This is a genomic window from Mucilaginibacter phenanthrenivorans, from assembly GCF_024721155.1.
In the GTDB taxonomy this organism is placed as follows: Bacteria; Bacteroidota; Bacteroidia; order Sphingobacteriales; family Sphingobacteriaceae; genus Mucilaginibacter; species Mucilaginibacter phenanthrenivorans.
In genome coordinates this window covers 180,283-199,116 of the sequence record NZ_JAHVAP010000007.1, presented here as the reverse complement: position 1 = coordinate 199,116, position 18,834 = coordinate 180,283, and the positions used below count along the sequence as shown (strand labels likewise).

Genomic DNA, 18,834 nt, shown 5'->3' with positions numbered 1-18,834 from the left:
TGTCATTTTTTTAACTAATAGGCGTCATTCCCCTGAAAAACGGGGCAGCCTAATTTTACAACCATTAAAAAGACACACTTTATGCAGCCTGAAAAATTTTACTACGACAACAAGATCGTTCGGAACTTCGGTATAGCAACCGTAATTTGGGGCATCGCCGGCATGACCATCGGCCTCCTGATAGCTATACAGCTATACTATCCCGGTGCAAATATGCACAACCAGTATACTACCTTCGGCAGGATCAGGCCCTTGCATACCAATGCGGTTATTTTTGCATTTGTTGGTAACGCCATCTTTATGGGCGTTTATTATTCTCTGCAACGCTTGCTCAAAGCAAGGATGTTTAGCGATAAGCTAAGCGCTATCCATTTTTGGGGATGGCAGTTAATTATTGTAAGCGCTTTGATCACCTTACCGTTGGGCATTACAACATCACATGAATACGCGGAGCTCGAATGGCCGATAGATATCGCTATAACTATCATTTGGGTGGTTTTTGGCTGGAATATGTTCGGTACTATATTTAAGCGCAGGGAGCGGCACTTGTATGTGGCCATTTGGTTTTACATAGCCACTTTTGTTACCATAGCAGTACTGCACATCGTTAACTCAATTGAAGTACCGGTATCGTTCTGGAAAAGCTATATGGTTTATGCCGGTGTACAGGATGCGTTAGTACAATGGTGGTATGGTCATAACGCGGTGGCGTTCTTTTTAACTACTCCATACCTGGGGATGATGTATTACTTTTTGCCCAAAATGGCAAATCGCCCCATCTACTCCTATAAATTAAGTATCCTGCATTTTTGGGCGCTCATCTTCATTTATATCTGGGCAGGCCCACACCATTTATTATATACCACCTTACCAGGCTGGGCGCAATCATTAGGTGTTGCCTTCTCTATCATGCTGATCGCACCAAGCTGGGGCGGTATGATAAATGGGTTGTTAACTCTGCGCGGAGCATGGGATAAGGTACGCGATGACGTGATCCTTAAATTCATGGTGGTTGGTTTAACTGCTTACGGTATGGCTACCTTTGAGGGCCCTATGCTTGCCTTGAAGCAAGTAAATGCCATTGCACACTTTTCCGACTGGATCGTTGCACACGTTCACGTTGGCGCCCTGGGATGGAACGGATTTTTAACTTTCGCCATACTTTATTGGTTGATCCCGAGAATCTATAAAACAGAGCTTTATTCTAAAAAACTGGCGTCATTCCACTTCTGGATCGGTACGCTTGGAATCTTATTTTATGTGATCCCGCTGTATTGGGCCGGTTTCACCCAGGGTTTGATGTTGAAGGAATTTACCCCGGAAGGCATTCTTAAATATAATTTCTTGGAAACCGTATTGCGTATTGTCCCAATGTGGGTTACCCGCTCCCTTGGAGGCGGTATGTACCTTACCGGTGTAATTGTTATGGCTTATAACTTAACACGTACCGCGCTACAAGGTAAACTGCTGGCAAACGAGCCTGCACAGGCCATGCCGCTAGAGCCTGTAAGTACAATGGTTAAAGAAAAAAGCTGGCATCGCAGGCTGGAACGCAGGCCCATCCAGTTTTTGATCGCTGCGCTAATTGTTATCCTGATCGGTTCATTTGTCGAGATCATGCCGACCTTAACGATTGCGTCTAATATCCCAACCATAGCAAGTGTTAAGCCTTACACCCCGTTAGAATTGCAAGGCCGTGATTTGTATATCCGTGAGGGTTGTCTTGCCTGCCACTCGCAAACAGTAAGGCCATTTAGGTCGGAAACTGAGCGGTATGGCGAATACAGCAAGGCTGGAGAGTTTGTATACGATCACCCATTTCTTTGGGGATCTGAGCGAAAAGGGCCAGACCTGGCACGGGTAGGTAGTAAATACCCCAATGCATGGCACTATAACCACCTAATGGATCCCCGTTTAATGTCGCCCGGAAGTATCATGCCGAACTATGATTGGCTGATTACACAGGACCTGGATACTACCACAACAATTGCTAAAATCAATGCGATGCGAAAAGTTGGTGTACCATATCCGGCGGGTTATGAAAAAATTGCTAACGCCGATTTGGACAAGCAAGCCAAAGGCATTGCTGCTAACCTTGCTACGGACCACATCAGGGTTTCCAGCAGGAAGGAAATAATTGCTATTACAGCTTACCTGCAAAGGCTGGGAATGGATATTAAAGCGAATAAAGTAACCACCAAATAATTATATCATGTTTGATCAATTTGTAAAAGATGTTTCAGGAAAAGAAATGTACCTGATCTTCTCCCTATGGATATTCCTTGTGTTTTTTGTTGTAGTGAGCGTCATGCTTTTTATCACCAAAAAACAGCACATAACTTACATGAGTGATCTTCCATTGGAAGATGGGACACAAGACTTACCTCAATCATTACCACTATGAGATACTTATCAATCATCACAGTAATTGACGATCACAGTTTGCTCTCTGGTGATCTGGAAAACTATATAGGCTACGGCGTTATCATTAGCATGTTGTTGCTGTTTCTTGTGGTAATGCTTGTGCTGTTAAGGACATTTAAAGTGCTCACCAGGATCGCTTTGAGGTCACAAGGCCTTACAAATGAACAGATCGAAGCAGAAATGAACCCGGTAAAACCTAAAAAGGATAAAAAGGCAAAAGCGGAGGTTTGGAATAAAATACTTTCTTTAAGGCCACTGTCTGAAGAAAAGGAAATGTTGATTGCCCATGATTATGACGGGATCCAGGAATTGGACAATCCAATCCCTGCCTGGTTCATGTGGCTATTTTATGGCACCATCATTTTCGCCGTGGGTTACCTGCTTAATTATCACGTTTTTAATACCGGGCCGCTTCAATACCAAGAATATAAAACAGAAATGGCACAGGCTGACATTGCTAAAAAAATATATTTAAGCAAGGCTGCCAACCAGGTTGATGAAAATACGGTAAAGCTGGTTCATGACCCTGTTGCAATTGCAGCAGGCAAAGCAATATTCGTGCAAAATTGTGTAGCCTGCCATGGACCGAATGGAGCAGGAAATGTTGGGCCAAATTTAACAGATGATTACTGGCTACACGGTAATAAAATAAGCGACCTGTTTAAAACCGTTAAATACGGGGTTTTGACAAAAGGAATGCCGACATGGGAAAAGATATTATCTCCTAAACAGATCTCGGATGTGGTAAACTATGTAAAATCTATCCACGACTCCAATCCGCCAAATCCCAAAGCGCCACAGGGCGTAAAGGAAACCGAGAAGGACGATAAACTGGCTTCAAACTAAAACAATGGATGCATTACTGGAGGCAAGTGACGATGGAAAAAGAAAATGGATGTATCCGTGGATCCGCAAGGGACGGTATTATAAATGGAGAAGTTGGCTGAGCTATGCTTACCTGGTTCTGTTTTTTACAGGGCCGTTCCTGCGGATCAACGGCCAGCCATTTTTAATGCTCAACGTGATCGACCGGCAATTTGTACTGCTTGGGCAGGTTTTCTGGCCGCAGGACATATTCCTGTTCATGCTGGCATCGCTGGTATTTGTGGTCTGCGTTGTGTTATTCACCATTGCCTTTGGGCGCATCTTCTGCGGCTGGATCTGTCCGCAAACCATATTTATGGAAATGGTTTTCCGGAAGTTGGAGATCTGGATTGAGGGCGATGCCACCAAAAGAAAAAAACTGGATGCCGGCCCCTGGGATAAGGATAAAATAAGAAAAAAAACATTAAAGCATTTCCTGTTCCTGGTACTGTCGTTCTTAATTGCCAATACCTTTTTGGCTTATATTATCGGAAGCGAAAACCTGGTTAAGATCATAACGCAGCCAATCAACATGCATTGGGTAGGTTTTTTTAGCATTTGGGTATTCACCATAGTTTTCTATTTGGTATACAGCCGGGTACGGGAGCTGGTTTGTACAGTGATATGCCCTTATGGCAGGTTGCAAGGTGTACTAATGGATGAAAACACATTGGTTGTTGCCTATAACGAGGTACGGGGAGAACCCCGCGGAAAATTAGACCGCACTGAGTTTTCAACAAAAGGTGACTGCGTTGATTGTGGTTTGTGCGTAGCAGTTTGCCCAACCGGCATAGATATTCGCAAAGGGACGCAATTGGAATGTATCAACTGCACCGCTTGTATCGACGCCTGCGATGAAGTGATGGATAAAATTCATAAACCACGTAACCTGATTGGCTACTATTCCGAAACAATGATCCATACGCAGCAAAAACCATCATTCAACAATCGAATGAAAGGGTATAGTGCGGTAATAGCAGCGCTAATGGTTGTGTTGAGTTATTTTATTTTTAGTCGTACCGACATGGATATAACGGTGATGCGGGGCGCAGGCATGCTTTACCAGGAACAACCAAACGGCTATATCAGCAATATTTACAATGCAGATATTACAAACAAGGCCAATACAAGCCGTTCAATTATCTTAAGACCCGAAGATCCGAATATCAAATTAAAATACATCCAGGCTCCGGGGATTGCAGGGAAAGGCGGCGAGGTAAAAGCAGTGTTTTTTATACTTATTCCCGCAAATAAAATCAAGGCATTAAAAACTGATGTGCGGATTGAGCTGATATCAGGCAATAAAATAATACAAACCGTTACGACCACGTTTGTAGGTCCGTTAAATAATTAAAATTATGAACTGGGGAAAGGCAACTGTATTGATCCTAATTGTATTTGTGCTGTTTATTGGCAGCATGAGCTATTATATGTTCAGGTCTCCCAAGGATGACTACGATCACCGGTATTATGAGGATGGGATAAATTTCGATCATGATTACAACCGCGAGGCACAGGTGGCAAAGGACCATGCACAGCCAGAGATTAATTATAAAACTGATTCCATCAAATTTACCTTTCCGCAGATAGTTGATGGGAAGGTGAAACTGATGAGACCCGCCAGTGATGCCGCTGATAAAATCTTTCCACTGGAAGGCAAGGTTATTACAATTCCTGTATCACAATTGACAAGGGGTAAGTGGCAGCTGGTGTTTGAATGGAAAAGCAACGATAAGGCATACCTGTATCACACAGAAATATTTATAAAATGAGCAATAATGAGATCGCTTTTTTTATTGGTTTATTTGGAAGCGTTCATTGCGTAGGCATGTGCGGCCCGCTTGCACTGGCAGTACCATCTTTTCAAAATCGCTGGTGGCTCATCGTGTTCGATAAGCTGCTTTATAATATCGGGCGTATAATCACCTACTCGTTTTTGGGCTTGCTTATCGGTCTTATTGGCAAACAGCTTTGGCTATCCGGCCTGCAACAGGGGGTAAGCATTGTGAGTGGCTTACTTATCATATTGGCAGGCTTTTCAAGGATCTTTAAAATTCAGTTCCCCGGCAGTAAGCTATTGCTGCCTGTTAACCGCCTGTTAAATTATGCACTCCGGCATAAGGCGGGGCATTTGGTTGTCGGCTTGCTTAATGGGTTTCTGCCCTGCGGGTTTGTTTACCTGGCCCTCGTGGGCGCTATAAATACCACTTCTCCAATAGCAGCTTCGGCATATATGTTTTGGTTTGGCATTGGCACATTTCCGCTGATGTTATTGGCGATGGTCAGCAGTGGCTTTATTAGTCCGGCTATTCGCAGGCATATTAATAAAGGAATGCCCTACCTGATGGTTTGCCTTGGCCTATGGTTTATGTTAAGAGGGATGGGCTTAAATATTCCCTACCTTAGTCCTCAAAACCAAACTTCAGGTACCAGCATTTGCAATTAACCCGATCAGCATGTTAAGACACCAGGGCACCAAACGAACATATGTACACAATGTTAAGTTAGCTTCCCTACTCGGCATTACAGCGGGATTTATAAATGCAGCTGGCTTTTTAGCATTTTCTGTCCTAACCACCAATGTGACCGGCCACGCGGCTTTATTCGCCGAGCGGATCGCCATGGAAGATTGGAAGACCGCAAGAGTAGTGGCCTTGTGGATGTTTCTTTTTCTTGCTGGCGCCTTTGTCTCCAGCCTGATCGTTTCGCGCGTAGGGCGAAACCAACGGTTCTCTTACGTTATTCCTATTCTTATCGAAATGAGCATTTTGCTGGGCGTGAGTTTTTTTGGCTACCGGTATGACCGGAGCCTTGTTGCGAAGGAAATTTTTGCTGGCAGCCTGCTCTTTGCAATGGGCCTTCAAAACTCCCTGGTTTCCCTTGTGTCTGGATCTGTTGTAAGGACTACGCATTTAACTGGAACCTTTACCGATTTGGGGATAGAGCTGGCCCAGGTACTGCAAAAGAAACGGGATGACAGGCCTGCGCTCAAATCAAGGATCGTGCTGCGGGCAGCCATCATCTTCTTTTTTATGGCAGGCGCTTTGGCTGGAGCTTTTCTTTATCGCCGTTTAGGCTTTTATGCTTTCCTGATCCCTGTATTATTCCTGTTGATCGCTTTACTTTATGATATTTTAAGAATCACGGTTACACGTTATTACAGGCAGCTGCACCCTATTAAAAAAGACTAAATGATAATTGTCATTTTTCGGTGCGATTTTGATCATTCTACTGCTTTTGTTTACTGACCATCTTTGTATAAATAAAATATATAAACATGGCAACTATAAAAATAAGCAGTACTAAAAATTGGAATGTTGACACTGCAAATCAAGTACAACACAGTTCTATATGGAATAAATTCACAAACATGGCAGATAGCCAGGCGGACAATAAAACGCTTTGGTTTGTGGTTTCGCTAATTGCACAGGGCGTATTATTTTTGCCGGTGCCTGCAATATTAATATACTATTACAATGCACCGGTATTGATTGTAGTAGCAACCCTGGCCTTGTTTTTTGCAAACGTGATTGCCGGAATGGGCGGAGCCGGAATCAGAACACTGTTAACCTTATTTTTTGCAAGCGTAATTGCTCACTTGTTGATACTGATAGTTTTTATCCTTTGATAATCAAAGCAGTATAAAAAAAGCGGCTGGCAAAAATGCCAGCCGCTTTTTTTATAAGCTCATACTGAATTTTTGGCTTTCGGGCTGGGCCTTCCACAAACGGTCATCGAGGGCCATGCAGATGTTTCTAAGAAACCGCCTGCCAGATTCAGTTACCTCAATCCCGGATGAATGGAGCCTGATCAGGCCATCGACGGCAAGAGGCTCTAATCTCTCAATTGCTGCCGAAACGAAAGTTTCTATAGCCGCATCCCACGTAGTAATACCTCTGCACATGATATTCAAAATGTGCAGGCGAATGATCATGTCTTCACCTGTTAATAAATGGCCTTTTAACACCGGCAGAACACCCTCATCTACCAGGCGCAGGTAATCTTCTACAATTTTAACATTTTGAGAAAATGCTGTTTCCGCATCGCTGATGGAGGAAACACCAAGACCAATTAATAATTTCGTATAGTGATCCGTATAACCCATAAAGTTACGGTGTAAAGTTCCTGATCGCTCCGCATAAAAAAGCGTATCGTCAGGCAATGCAAAATGATCCATGCCTATTTCCAGGTAGCCATAGCTTTTTAGTAAGTTTCTGCCTGTTTCATAAAGCAGTGATTTAGCAGCAGCGTCTGGCAGATCCTGTTCGGTGAAACGGCGTTGTCCCGGTTTTAACCAGGGAACATGCGCATAACTGTAAAACGCAATCCGTTCGGGCATAAGTTCCGAAACCAGGTTGATCGTATTGATAAGTCCATCCAATGTTTGCAGCGGCAGGCCATAGATAAGGTCATAGTTAACAGAAGTATAACCGATGCGGCGTGCTTGCTGTGTTATTACTTGCACCTGTTCAAAACTTTGCCTGCGGTTAATAATGAACTGCACCTTTGGATCAAAATCCTGGATACCCAGGCTCAACCGTTTAAAACCAAGATCATATAGCGTCTCTAAGTGGTCAACCGTAGTATTATCAGGGTGCGCCTCAAAACTAAACTCAGCGTCCTTGTGAATAATTGTATCGTTCAGGATGCCATTTATCAGCAGCAGCAGGTTCTCTGCACTAAAAAATGTTGGTGTGCCGCCACCTAAATGAATTTCACGGATAACAGGTGTTTCATCCATTAACTCCCGGTACATCTTCCATTCTTTTAACACCGCTTGAATGTATGGAACTTCAACCCGGTGATTTTTAGTTATCCGGGTATTGCAGCCGCAATAGGTACAAAGATTCTCGCAAAAAGGCAGGTGGATATAAAGGCTGATCCCATCCCTTTGATTGGTCATTTCAAACGTTTGGCTTACAGCCTCTTCCCAATCGGGCAGATTAAACGCGGCTGTGTCCCAATAGGGCATAGTCGGGTAACTGGTATAACGGGGAGCTGCTACATTATATTTCTCGGTGAGTATCATCAGAGTCATTTTAATACAAAACTATACCCTATTGCCATGTATATAATTGACTTTCATCAGCAAGAAATATGATGCTTGTCATTTTACCGGAGGAGCAAAGTGGATGTTATTCATAATGGTATACAAAACCTACGGCTAAATCGGACTCAAAATGTCAGCACGTCACTTTATAAGATGACATTTGTCATTATTAAGCCGCTCCGGAATATTCACCTTTACAACAGGTAAAAATCAATTCCAATGAAAAAATTTCTTCTACCGACCGACTTTTCAGCCAATGCACTACATGCTGCTGAATACGGGTATAACCTGGCAAAACAGGTAAAAACGGATGTAATTCTTTGCAACGCAGTCATTGTTCCTGCAGAGATGCCTCAATCGGGAATGATTGCCTGGCCCATAGAGGAATCGGATCTCCTGTTACAGGACAGCAATGATGAACTTAATAGAATTAAATCGCGCCTGGAAAACAGCACCGGTGCAGACGGCTATCGTCCTACCATCGGCTATATGAATGGGTCAGGCAGCGTTACAGATATTGTAAACCACCTGGTAGGCAGCCAGGAAATTGACCTGGTGGTCATCGGAACCCACGGAAGCAGTGGCTTATCCACTTTACTGCTGGGTAACCACAGCCGCCAGATGATTGATGAGGTAGCAAGGCCACTACTATTGGTTCCGCCGACAGCACCAATAAAACAGGTGAAAAAAATAGCGTTCGCTACCGATTTTACCAATCCGGAAGAAGATTTGATACATCTGCACAGTATAGTAACACTTGCCCGCTTGCTTAACGCGGAAATATTACTCACGCATATTTCCGATGAAAAGGCGCAAACACCGGAATTTAACAAATGGATTAAGGAGTTTGTTGCGGACTTGTGTGACGAGGCGGACTATCCTAACATCCACTACCACATTGTTAAAAGTAATAATGTAGGTCGCGGCCTTGATTGGTTATGTGAATATGGGGACATTGATATGCTGGCCATGGTACATCGCACGCACAATTTTATTGACCGCCTTTTTTACGGAAGTCAGACAAAAAAAATAGCTGCACATATTCCCGTTCCTTTACTTGTATTTCAACAAAAATGAAAAATGATCAGTAGTTAAAGGCAGAAGTAAAGCATGCAATAGGATTTAAATCTTTATTAAATGCAGCGGCCATAAGTGTTTCAGTAAAAGATGGCGTTGTAACGCTTACTACACAGGTTAATGTTTTCGAAGCGCCCGGTTTTTTTACTGATAATAATTCTATAAAGAATCAATTCTACATCGCTACCCACATCACTTGCATTGGGCGTAATTCCATGCGAGGGATGGTCGTCATCATTTTTCAGAAATGGTATCATCCTGTCAATCAGCTTTTGCATAGCCTCTTCCTTTTCACGCAGCACTGTTATTTCTTCATATGTTCCCCAAAGGATCACGCTCTGCCAGTTGAAAATGCTTTTAATATCATCTACTTCAAAGCAAACTTGCGGATTGCTCCGCATCATATCTATCTTCATGCCCTCGGAGGAATGGGCATAAATACTGGTTCCATCATAAAAGTAATTCACCGGCACTATGTAAGTAGTGTCGTTTGAATGGCAGCCTATCCGGCCAATTAATTGGCTCCTCAGCAACTCTTCTACCTGGTTTTCGCTTAATTTTCCTAACATAATGTAATTGATTAATTTTTCATTTTGCTCAGGTTTGCGATATTCAACAGGGTTATCGCACTTCCCTTTTTATCAATTAATCCCTCTTCCTTAAAATCCGATAAGGTACGGCTCACCGTTTCGGTAGCCATCCCGGCCATAGCTGCAAGATCTTCCCTGCTGATCTTAATCTGCGGGTCCTTGTCGTCTTGCTGCCTGTGCAGGCGCAGCAGGGACAGCGCCAATTTCTTCCTGACAGATTGGTAGGCCAATTGTAATAATTGATCTTCCTTTTCGCGGATATTATTTGATAAAAGTTTGATAAACTCTTTGGCTACTACAGGATAAAGATTTAAAAGCTGTTCTATCTGATCCTTAGGAATCAGGCACAATACGCTGTCTTCCAAGGCAGTGGCAGTATCCGAATACGGTTCATTGGCGAGGATCACGTTTACGCCCAGGTAATCATCAACGGTGTACATGCCTGTCATCAATTCCCGGCCATCCTCCGATAGCTTAATAGTTTTTACTCTTCCACTAATAACGAGATAAAGGCCATTACCGGTATCCCCGTCATAATAAATCACCTGGTTCTTTTTAAATTGCCTGGTCCGGCGTTCCTGCACAATTCTCCTTAACTCACCAAGCCCGTCGTTTTTCGATACAAGCGCATTTAATTTGTCGAGTGATTTACTGTAAAACTCCAGCGCGATCTCCTTTTTCTTAAGCCTGCTTTCAACGGCGTTTAACAGTTCCATATCGTCAAAAGGCTTGGTAAGGTAATCGTCTGCACCCATTTCCATCCCTTTCCGTAAATCTACACGCTCCGCCTTTGCTGTTAAGAATATGAACGGAATGGTGCCGGTTTCCGGGTTTTTGTTCAGCAGATACAGCACACCGTATCCATCGAGTTCTGGCATCATGATATCACATAAAATAATATCAGGTATAATTTTCGTAACCAGCTCCACACCTTCCTTCCCGTTTTTGGCACCCTGCACTGTGTAGCTGGCCAGTTCTAATATCTCGATGATATTTTCACGGATATCGTCATTGTCTTCAATGACCAGTACTTTTTTGCTCATTTTCCTGGAATGTAATAGTGAATAATGTCCCCTTGTTAACCGTGCTCGTAAAAATTTATAGTTCCATTCATCAGCTCAACAAGTCATTGGTTATCAATGATACTGATGCCATTTACCGCATTTTGAATAATTGCAGTTAACAGCGCAGGTGTTTGCATATAAGCTACTTGTGGGACAAAAAACCTCCAAAAACAAAGATTGCCAAAGCAAACCGGATAATAAGTGATCAAATTCAAATGAAAAAGTGATGCTGGTTACATTTTATAGCAATGAGCATCATTTTTTTCAGGTAGATACTGAAGTAAGTTTGTTTAAATGATGAGAGAGTTGGAAGATGAGTGCTTTAACCTGTGAAACCGATTAAATACAGATAAAATGAAAACCATACTTGTTTTTAATGACAACTCACCTGCAGCTAAGCACGCGATTGCCTTTGCCGTTAACATAGCGAAAACAACAGAGGCGGCAATTTTACTGGCCAATACCTCTAAAATAAGTAATAAACTGGCAGATATGGTGGCGGCCGGCACAGTTACGGAAAGTAAAGATGATGACCTGGCTATGGAAATACTAACGCCCGGAATTGAAGAACTGGACATTTCATCTATGGACGAAAATCAAATTGCCGGCTTCGTAAACAGCAACCAGGTATGGATGATGGTTAAAGGCATGCCTAACCACCCATCTGAACTTGTAGCTGAAGATAGTATAAATGTTCAAACTATACTCAATAAGGTGCTTTGCCCGCTGTTGCTGGTTCCCGTCAGCTGGCCAATAAAGCAAATTGAGCGCTTGGTTTATATTACCGATTTACGGTACTGCAGGATTAAAATAGTTCAATACCTCACCCAGTTGGCAAAGCCACACCAGGCAGACCTTCTGATTGCACACCTATCGGCAAAAGGTTTACCAGGCATCGAACAAAAATATGCAATACAACTATTTAATGACCAGGTTACTTCCAATGTTAAGTATGAACAGTTATTTTTCAACAACATCAAAGAGGATGACTTGCCAACTGCTGTTGACGTTATCATCAACGGGATGAATAATGATCTCCTTGTATTGGTCAACCACAGGTTTCATTTTGAAGAAATTATCGGGAGGTACCTGGCGGCCACGCTTCCCGCGCATATTACAATTCCTTTGTTAATTTTTCCATCCTGATCGTACCGCTTTGAAAGCAAAGAAGATCCTTAGGGGAAAAGTCGTTATCAGGCATTGAATTTATAAGAAATCAAGCTGTTCATTTTTGAAATAGTGCCGAATATCAGGTTTTGTAATGACCTGTATCATCAGACAAGCGCCGACGGCGAAGGATCTTTACAGCATAATTATGAGTACCACGCAAAAAGTCATGCAGTTAATTAGAATATATATTTTACTATTGCTGTTATTTGCAGCCTCCGATTTGAAGGCGGCAGATACAACCGGCCTCCGCGCGCAATTAGCAGCACACAGAAATGAATTATATTATCCTAATTCTGTAGAGCGATTTTATAAGGCATCTGGCTATCAACTTGCCTGGATCGCGCCTGATACAGCCAAAACACACGCATTTGATGCCATGCTCTTGCTGGATTGCGTAATCCAATACGGATTGAATCATTCCGATTACCATCCTGATCGGTTATTATACCCTAAACTCCATGAACTTATGGAGCATCCCGGCAAACCAAACAATCGGCAAGCGGCTCTTTATGATATCATGTTAACAGATGCGGTAATTGCTTTTGTAAATAACCTGCATTATGGCAGGCTGAACCCGGAATGGCCCGCATTCAAAATAGATAACAAGGTAACAACTAATTTTCGGGCTGAAATTACCCTGGCAAATGCAATCAGGCAAAATGATTTTTATAGTGCAATTATCAGCGCTCAGCCAACTTCGGCACCCTACAAATCCCTGCAATATAAAATGCACCTGGTTACCGGGCTTTATACCGGCGACTGCTACGAAACGCCGCAAAGTGAGATAAGGCTGATGGCTGTTAACCTTGAAAGAATGCGCTGGATAAATGCTAACGCTATTAATTTCATAACCGTCAACATACCGTCTAAAATATTGAGCTATTACACCAGGGATACCGTTTATAGATTCAAAATAAAAAACGGGATTTCCCGCGATTTACCTTCTGCGTTTAATGAGTTAGTTACCAGTAAAGGGGTAGTCATTCTACGGCAGCGAAAGAAACCACTAACAATACCGGTTGAAGGGAAGCAACTAACAACAAATAACTTTATTACCGTGCAGGATGCCACTAAATTAGCTTCTCTGTTATCCGGCCAACTGACTGTTAACAGACCGCCCGGACATTTTCAATTGATAAAACCATTGGCCGTTTATATAACATATTACACCTGCGAAATGCAAAACGGTGAACTAATTACCTACAAAGACATCGATCACCTCGACGCGAAGCTTGAAAGTGCTCTATATCACACTAAAAAGTCTCCAGCGAACTGAAATATTAAAAACGCGTACTACTTAGATAAATGAAACTCGCGCCGAATAAAATAATACTATCTTTAATTTGTTACTAAATTTGAGTTCGAAAATGGCTAAGATATTTTCACAAGCGCAAAAGCCAGGAAACAGATGGATCGTCAGAAAAAACCGACAGGCTTACCAACAGCATTGAATCAATTAGGTGATCCATATCCCAAATTATATTTCTACCGGCGGATAGTCCAGGCAAAACTTTTTATCGATCAGCATTTTGCCGAAAACATCGAACTTTTCTCTATTGCTGATGAAGCCTGCTATTCGAAGTTTCACTTCATCAGGAAGTTCAAGGAAATATATCGTAAAACGCCGCATCAATATTTGATTTCTGTAAGAATTGAAAATGCCATGAAATTGCTGGCCTCCGGCATTCCGGTTACTGCTGTTTGTGACGCGGTAGGTTTTGAAGAATTAAGCTCCTTTAGCCGGTCATTCAAACGCATAATTGGAATTAACCCATCCGACTATTTGTTAAAACAGCAAATCCTCAAAAAACAGATAACCGATTCACCATTAACGGTAATACCCCACTGCTTTGCCTATCAATATGGCTGGTTGGAGAAATAGCAATTTCGGACAAGTGAGATTGTTATTTTACCTGTTTCTTTGCGTAAACCATTAAAACGCAATGAAATGATAACAAGGATGACACATATGAACATCTACGTCCTGGACCAGGACAGCGCCCTTGACTTTTACGTTAATAAACTCGGACTAAAGGTAGTTATTGATGCGCCGATGAATAAAGACGCGCGCTGGCTTACCGTTGGCACTCCGGAGCAGCCCGGTTTTGAGATCAACTTAACGCCAATACACGAAAGCCTGTTACATTCAAAAGATACCGCTGAAGCGTTACGCGATCTTGTAAAAAAGGGAACTTTTGGCGTGGGTATTTTTACGTGCACCGATATTTTTGCAACCTATGAAGAGTTGCAGGCAAAGGGTGTAGAATTTATCAAACCTCCTACAAAGGAGTTTTATGGCACCGAAGCCTTATTTAAAGACGACTCTGGTAATTGGTTTTCACTGGCACAACTTAACTAAGAGGGACGATGAAAACTATATTTGATTCCAAAACAAGAGAAGAGGTGCTTGCAAGAATAAACACGCTTAATGAAGACAGTCATGCCGAATGGGGAGAAATGACTACCTATCAAATGATCAGGCATTGTATAAAATGGGAAGAAATGCTGCTTGGTAAAACTATCTACAGGCAATCTTTTCTTGGGCGGTTGGTTGGCAAATTTGCATTGAAGGATATGATGAAGGATGAACCTGCGAAACACAATCTGCCCACTGTTCCGTCGTTTAAAATGACCGGACATGGCGACGTGGCGCCCGCCAAAGCAGAATGGATCAGCCTGATCCATGAACATGAGCAGCGGGAGGGCTTGGGATTCGTTCATCCTTTTTTCGGCCAGCTAACGGCCGACCAGGCCGGTCGCATGGCCTATAAACACGTCGATCATCATTTGCGGCAATTTAATAGTTAGCTTTATGTCATTAAACCAATAAGCCTATAAGCAGGCATATTTAACGCCTGCTTATAGTTAAACCTGTTATGGGTTACAACGCCATCCCACCGGAAACCTCAATGCGCTGCCCATTCACCCACCTGGCGTCTTCAGTGCAAAGAAAGGCGACTACCCCACCAATATCCTCGGCCACACCAGGCCTGCCTAACGCCGTTACGCTGCTGATGAAATTTTGCAATTGTTCATCTCCGCGGAGGTGACCGCCACCAAAATCGGTCATGATAGCGCCAGGAGCGACGATATTAGCCCTGATCCTTCGCCCGCCCAATTCTTTAGCAAGGTATTTTGTAAATGTTTCCACCGCACTTTTCATTGAAGCATATGCAGATGATGCCGGCACTGTAACGCGTGTAAGTCCGCTGGAGACATTTACTATGCCTCCCCCGTCGTTCATTAATGGCAGAAGACGTTGCGTAAGAAAATAAACGCCTTTGAAGTGGATATTCAACAGTTCATCAAACAATTCTTCGGTTACATCAGCAATTGGCGAATAGCCGCCTACGCCTGCATTGTTGATCAGGTAATCGATATGATCAGCGTTAAACGTATTAGCCAAAACCCCGATCAGGCTGTCTGTGAATGTAACAAAGGATTTAAGATCACCTGTATTTAGTTGCAGTGCAGCGGCCTTCCCTCCCAGCCCTTCGATTTGCACTACTACGTTTTGTGCATCTTCTGCTTTGCTATTGTAGGTAATAACAACATCTAATCCCTTCTCCGCCAGGCGTAAAGCCATATCCTTCCCCAGTCCGCGGCTGCCACCGGTTACCAGGGCTATTTTATTTTTATTTTCCATCTTGATATTTTTCTACAAAGATGGCGGGTAAAATACGAAGCTTGTTTGTGTCAATCAATCCATTTATTGTATAAATCAAATAACCCCGTTGTTGGCAGATTTCGTTTTGCGCTGTTACTATTTATACCTGCCTCACCGGCTCAAGGCCATGGATTTTCATTATAGCCAGTATCTTTTGCATATCGGGAGGACCTCCGGCGTTGATGACCGCTGCAATCTCATGAAAATAAGCCGGGCCTATGTCGGCCGGTGAAAGTGTACAAAGGACTCTTGCAGGTTTGTCGTGTAGGTTATTAAAACCATGTACAATTCCTCTTTTTATAAAACAGTGATCGCCGGCACGAAGTTCACGTATTTCAGTGCCGACAGTTTGCGTAAGGGTTCCATCCAATATATACAATGTTTCATCAACGCCGACATGAAAATGTGGCGCCGGAACCTTAACATTAGGCGGCACGACCATCTCAAACTGTACCAGGGTGCCTTCTGTATCATTGCCATCAAGCAGAAAATTGAGTTCAAGGTTGCCTAAGCGGATGGTTTCTTTAATGTGCGGGAACATAAATAGTTAATTTGGGTGTAACAAGTCCTCATAAATTTATACAAAAATTGTAAATAAGCATTTTAAATTGACGATAAACGGTTCGGTTTCGGTCTTATTGGAACTACTTTAAATACGAAAGCCTTGAATCGAAGAAGTTGAGACCTTCTACCTCTTCCGTCTCCCTCTTTTTCCTGATAAACTTTCGAAACGATACAACACTTAACGGATAAGGCTGTCCTTAAAGCATTAAAACTTACAATCATGATCAAAAGCTTTTTCAAAACTGCTTTGCGTGCTATCCGCAGCAACAAAACCTATAGTTTTCTGAACATTGGAGTCCTGGCATAGGGAGCGGAACCTTACCGTTAATGAACCATATTAATTAAATATGGCCCAAAGGCTCAAGTTAAAATACTTAGGCTTTCTGTTTCAAATAGTGCTCAGCCCAAAGTGTGTTAGAAAAGGCGTAATAATTATTTTGCCGCCCCGATAATTATTATTAATTTAACTTAGTGCTAACCAATATCAATTATTCTTCCAAAACGATTTAAACCAATTATTCATGTCAAATTTCTTTACGCCGCTAATTATAGTTGCTGCGGGTTTGCTTGTAAGCAAAACTTGCACCGGCCAAAATAACAGAACTGCCAAGGACACAACGGATCGCAAGTGGTGGAAAGAAGCCGTAGTTTACCAGGTATACCCCCGGAGTTTTAAGGATATGGATGGCGACGGCATTGGTGACCTGAAAGGAATAATTTCTAAGCTGGATTATATTAAAAGTTTAGGGGTTGATGTGGTATGGCTTAACCCGATATACGGCTCTCCGAATGACGATAACGGCTATGACGTAAGCGATTACCGCAACATCATGAAAGATTTCGGCACAATGGACGACTTTGACACTATGCTAAAAGGCATGCATACCCGTGGAATTAAGCTTGTGATGGACCTGGTTGTAAATCACAGCAGCGATGAGCACGAGTGGTTTAAGCAAAGCCGAAGCTCACGTAAAAATCCATATCGCGAATATTACCATTGGTGGAATGCCGAAAAAGGCAAACCGCCATATCGTTATAGCTTATTTGATGTAAACCATGACGCATGGCGCTATGATTCGCTTACAAATGCCTATTACCTGCACTATTTTTCACGTAAACAGCCGGACCTCAATTGGGAAAACCCTAAGCTCCGCGCGGAGGTCTATGATATCATGAAGTTTTGGGCCGATAAAGGGATTGACGGCTTCAGGCTTGATGCCTTCCAGTTTGCGGCAAAGGATACCACATTCCCGGCATTTCCAAATGGATTTGAGAGGGACTTTACCCAATATTACGGGATGCAGGGAAACCTGCACGGTTACCTGCAGGAAATGAACCAAGAAGTATTGAGCAAATACAATGTGATGAGTGTAGCAGAAGGAGCCGGAAATACGTTTGAAGACGCACACAACTTGGTTGATGCTAACAGGAATGAACTGAACATGGCTTATGCATTTGAAGCTGTGGACATTGCAAAGCCTGATGGTTACAGCGTAGTACATTTAAAGGATGTATTTACCAAATGGGATAGTGCCTTTACAGATAAAGGCTGGTTGTCGATATTTTTGGCCAATCATGACCAGGCACGTTTGGTAAGCCGATTCGGAAATGATAGCCCGCAGTTTAGGGAAGCATCGTCAAAAATGCTTACCACTTTTATAATGACCATGCGAGGCACCCCTTACTATTACAACGGCGACGAGTTGGGAATGACCAATGCCGGATTTACAAAAATTGAGGATTACCGGGATGTACAAACGCTAAACGAATACCAGCGACAAAAAAATATTGGTGCCGATATGCAGGCATATCTAAAATTCATAGCTTTCAGCAGTAGGGATAACGGCCGCACGCCTTTTCAATGGGATGCCACTCAAAACTCCGGATTTACAAAAGGTACGCCCTGGATAAATGTAAATTCAAACTACAAAACAATCAACGCCGCAAGCCAGGAGAAAGACCCGAATAGCACACTAAATTACTTCAGAAAAGTTGTAAAACTCCGAAAAAACAACCCGGTACTGGTTTATGGAAAATACACCCTTATCGACAGGGAAAATCCAGATACCTACGCCTATACCAGGGAGTTGAATGGTAAGAAGTTACTGATCTTACTTAATTTCAAAAACAAAGCAATGAACGCAAAGACAGGGATTGACCTTAGTAAAGCAACAATTTTATTGTCCAATTATGATAAGCCATCTAATACCGGAAGGTTGAGGCCTTACGGGGCTGTTATTTATGAATTAAATTGAACTTTATTAATAGCACCTCTTCTGCGAACGACACCGTCTTGAAGATGTTTTATTTCTGCCCTATTTACGCTTTTAAACACGGACCTGAAATATTTTGGTTTACTTTTTG

General features: G+C 42.7%; 20 protein-coding genes. 15 read left to right on the top strand and 5 right to left on the bottom strand.

All coding sequences use genetic code 11. The features are described 5' to 3' along the window. Positions 1–81 precede the first annotated feature (81 nt). The 8 genes from ccoN (at position 82) to KXD93_RS18235 (ending at position 6,916) form a co-directional block, all read left to right on the top strand. A complete protein-coding gene (gene ccoN / locus KXD93_RS18270; protein ID WP_258138777.1) occupies positions 82–2,205 on the top strand; it encodes a cytochrome-c oxidase, cbb3-type subunit I in 2,124 nt (707 codons plus the stop codon). A gap of 7 nt (positions 2,206–2,212) precedes the next feature. Beyond that, positions 2,213–2,404 carry a hypothetical protein gene (locus tag KXD93_RS18265; protein ID WP_258138776.1) on the top strand — a complete coding sequence of 64 codons (192 nt, stop codon included), beginning with the start codon at positions 2,213–2,215 and terminating at the stop codon, positions 2,402–2,404. After that, entirely contained in the window at positions 2,401–3,270 is an 870-nt protein-coding gene (locus tag KXD93_RS18260) for a cbb3-type cytochrome c oxidase N-terminal domain-containing protein (RefSeq protein WP_258138775.1), read from the top strand. The genes KXD93_RS18265 and KXD93_RS18260 overlap by 4 nt, the downstream gene beginning before the upstream one ends. A gap of 4 nt (positions 3,271–3,274) precedes the next feature. After that, positions 3,275–4,642: a cytochrome c oxidase accessory protein CcoG gene (gene ccoG / locus KXD93_RS18255; protein WP_258138774.1), complete on the top strand. Its 1,368-nt coding sequence runs from the start codon at positions 3,275–3,277 to the stop codon at positions 4,640–4,642. 4 nt (positions 4,643–4,646) lie between these two features. Next, the gene (locus KXD93_RS18250) at positions 4,647–5,060 is read left to right on the top strand and encodes a FixH family protein (protein WP_258138773.1); all 414 of its coding nucleotides are present in this window, start codon (positions 4,647–4,649) and stop codon (positions 5,058–5,060) included. After that, positions 5,057–5,734, top strand: a complete 678-nt coding sequence (locus tag KXD93_RS18245) for a sulfite exporter TauE/SafE family protein (protein ID WP_258138772.1) — start codon at positions 5,057–5,059, stop codon at positions 5,732–5,734. The genes KXD93_RS18250 and KXD93_RS18245 overlap by 4 nt, the downstream gene beginning before the upstream one ends. A gap of 10 nt (positions 5,735–5,744) precedes the next feature. Then, a complete protein-coding gene (locus KXD93_RS18240) occupies positions 5,745–6,479 on the top strand; it encodes a YoaK family protein (protein ID WP_258138771.1) in 735 nt (244 codons plus the stop codon). 86 nt (positions 6,480–6,565) lie between these two features. After that, positions 6,566–6,916: a hypothetical protein gene (locus tag KXD93_RS18235; RefSeq protein WP_258138770.1), complete on the top strand. Its 351-nt coding sequence runs from the start codon at positions 6,566–6,568 to the stop codon at positions 6,914–6,916. A gap of 51 nt (positions 6,917–6,967) precedes the next feature. Here the strand turns inward: KXD93_RS18235 and hemN are convergent, their stop codons facing one another. Beyond that, entirely contained in the window at positions 6,968–8,326 is a 1,359-nt protein-coding gene (gene hemN / locus KXD93_RS18230) for an oxygen-independent coproporphyrinogen III oxidase (protein WP_258138769.1), read from the bottom strand. A 231-nt stretch (positions 8,327–8,557) separates the two neighbouring features. On the opposite strand from hemN, the gene KXD93_RS18225 reads away from it, so the two are divergent. Then, positions 8,558–9,415 carry a universal stress protein gene (locus KXD93_RS18225; protein WP_258138768.1) on the top strand — a complete coding sequence of 286 codons (858 nt, stop codon included), beginning with the start codon at positions 8,558–8,560 and terminating at the stop codon, positions 9,413–9,415. Positions 9,416–9,495: 80 nt separating this feature from the next. On the opposite strand, the gene KXD93_RS18220 is transcribed toward KXD93_RS18225, so the two are convergent. Further along, complete coding sequence (locus tag KXD93_RS18220) at positions 9,496–9,984, bottom strand: pyridoxamine 5'-phosphate oxidase family protein (protein WP_258138767.1); 489 nt, start codon at positions 9,982–9,984, stop codon at positions 9,496–9,498. A gap of 11 nt (positions 9,985–9,995) precedes the next feature. Beyond that, positions 9,996–11,048, bottom strand: coding sequence for a response regulator (locus KXD93_RS18215; RefSeq protein WP_258138766.1), 1,053 nt, complete (start codon positions 11,046–11,048; stop codon positions 9,996–9,998). 375 nt (positions 11,049–11,423) lie between these two features. Between KXD93_RS18215 and KXD93_RS18210 the strand changes: the two genes are divergently transcribed. From KXD93_RS18210 to KXD93_RS18190, 5 genes are all read left to right on the top strand, one after another. Continuing rightward, entirely contained in the window at positions 11,424–12,215 is a 792-nt protein-coding gene (locus tag KXD93_RS18210) for a universal stress protein (protein ID WP_258138765.1), read from the top strand. A 169-nt stretch (positions 12,216–12,384) separates the two neighbouring features. Then, positions 12,385–13,515: a L,D-transpeptidase scaffold domain-containing protein gene (locus KXD93_RS18205; protein ID WP_258138764.1), complete on the top strand. Its 1,131-nt coding sequence runs from the start codon at positions 12,385–12,387 to the stop codon at positions 13,513–13,515. Positions 13,516–13,647: 132 nt separating this feature from the next. After that, the gene (locus KXD93_RS18200) at positions 13,648–14,121 is read left to right on the top strand and encodes a helix-turn-helix transcriptional regulator (protein ID WP_258138763.1); all 474 of its coding nucleotides are present in this window, start codon (positions 13,648–13,650) and stop codon (positions 14,119–14,121) included. A gap of 66 nt (positions 14,122–14,187) precedes the next feature. Then, positions 14,188–14,598 (top strand): VOC family protein, encoded by a 411-nt coding sequence (locus KXD93_RS18195; RefSeq protein ID WP_258138762.1) that lies wholly within the window; start codon positions 14,188–14,190, stop codon positions 14,596–14,598. An 8-nt stretch (positions 14,599–14,606) separates the two neighbouring features. Further along, complete coding sequence (locus KXD93_RS18190) at positions 14,607–15,047, top strand: DUF1569 domain-containing protein (RefSeq protein WP_258138761.1); 441 nt, start codon at positions 14,607–14,609, stop codon at positions 15,045–15,047. A 73-nt stretch (positions 15,048–15,120) separates the two neighbouring features. Here KXD93_RS18190 and KXD93_RS18185 read toward each other — a convergent pair whose 3' ends face one another. After that, complete coding sequence (locus KXD93_RS18185) at positions 15,121–15,885, bottom strand: SDR family NAD(P)-dependent oxidoreductase (RefSeq protein WP_258138760.1); 765 nt, start codon at positions 15,883–15,885, stop codon at positions 15,121–15,123. A 121-nt stretch (positions 15,886–16,006) separates the two neighbouring features. Then, the gene (locus tag KXD93_RS18180; RefSeq protein WP_258138759.1) at positions 16,007–16,447 is read right to left on the bottom strand and encodes a cupin domain-containing protein; all 441 of its coding nucleotides are present in this window, start codon (positions 16,445–16,447) and stop codon (positions 16,007–16,009) included. Between the two features lie 544 nt (positions 16,448–16,991). Between KXD93_RS18180 and KXD93_RS18175 the strand changes: the two genes are divergently transcribed. Beyond that, positions 16,992–18,725, top strand: a complete 1,734-nt coding sequence (locus KXD93_RS18175; protein ID WP_258138758.1) for a glycoside hydrolase family 13 protein — start codon at positions 16,992–16,994, stop codon at positions 18,723–18,725. The last annotated feature ends 109 nt before the right edge of the window (positions 18,726–18,834 follow it).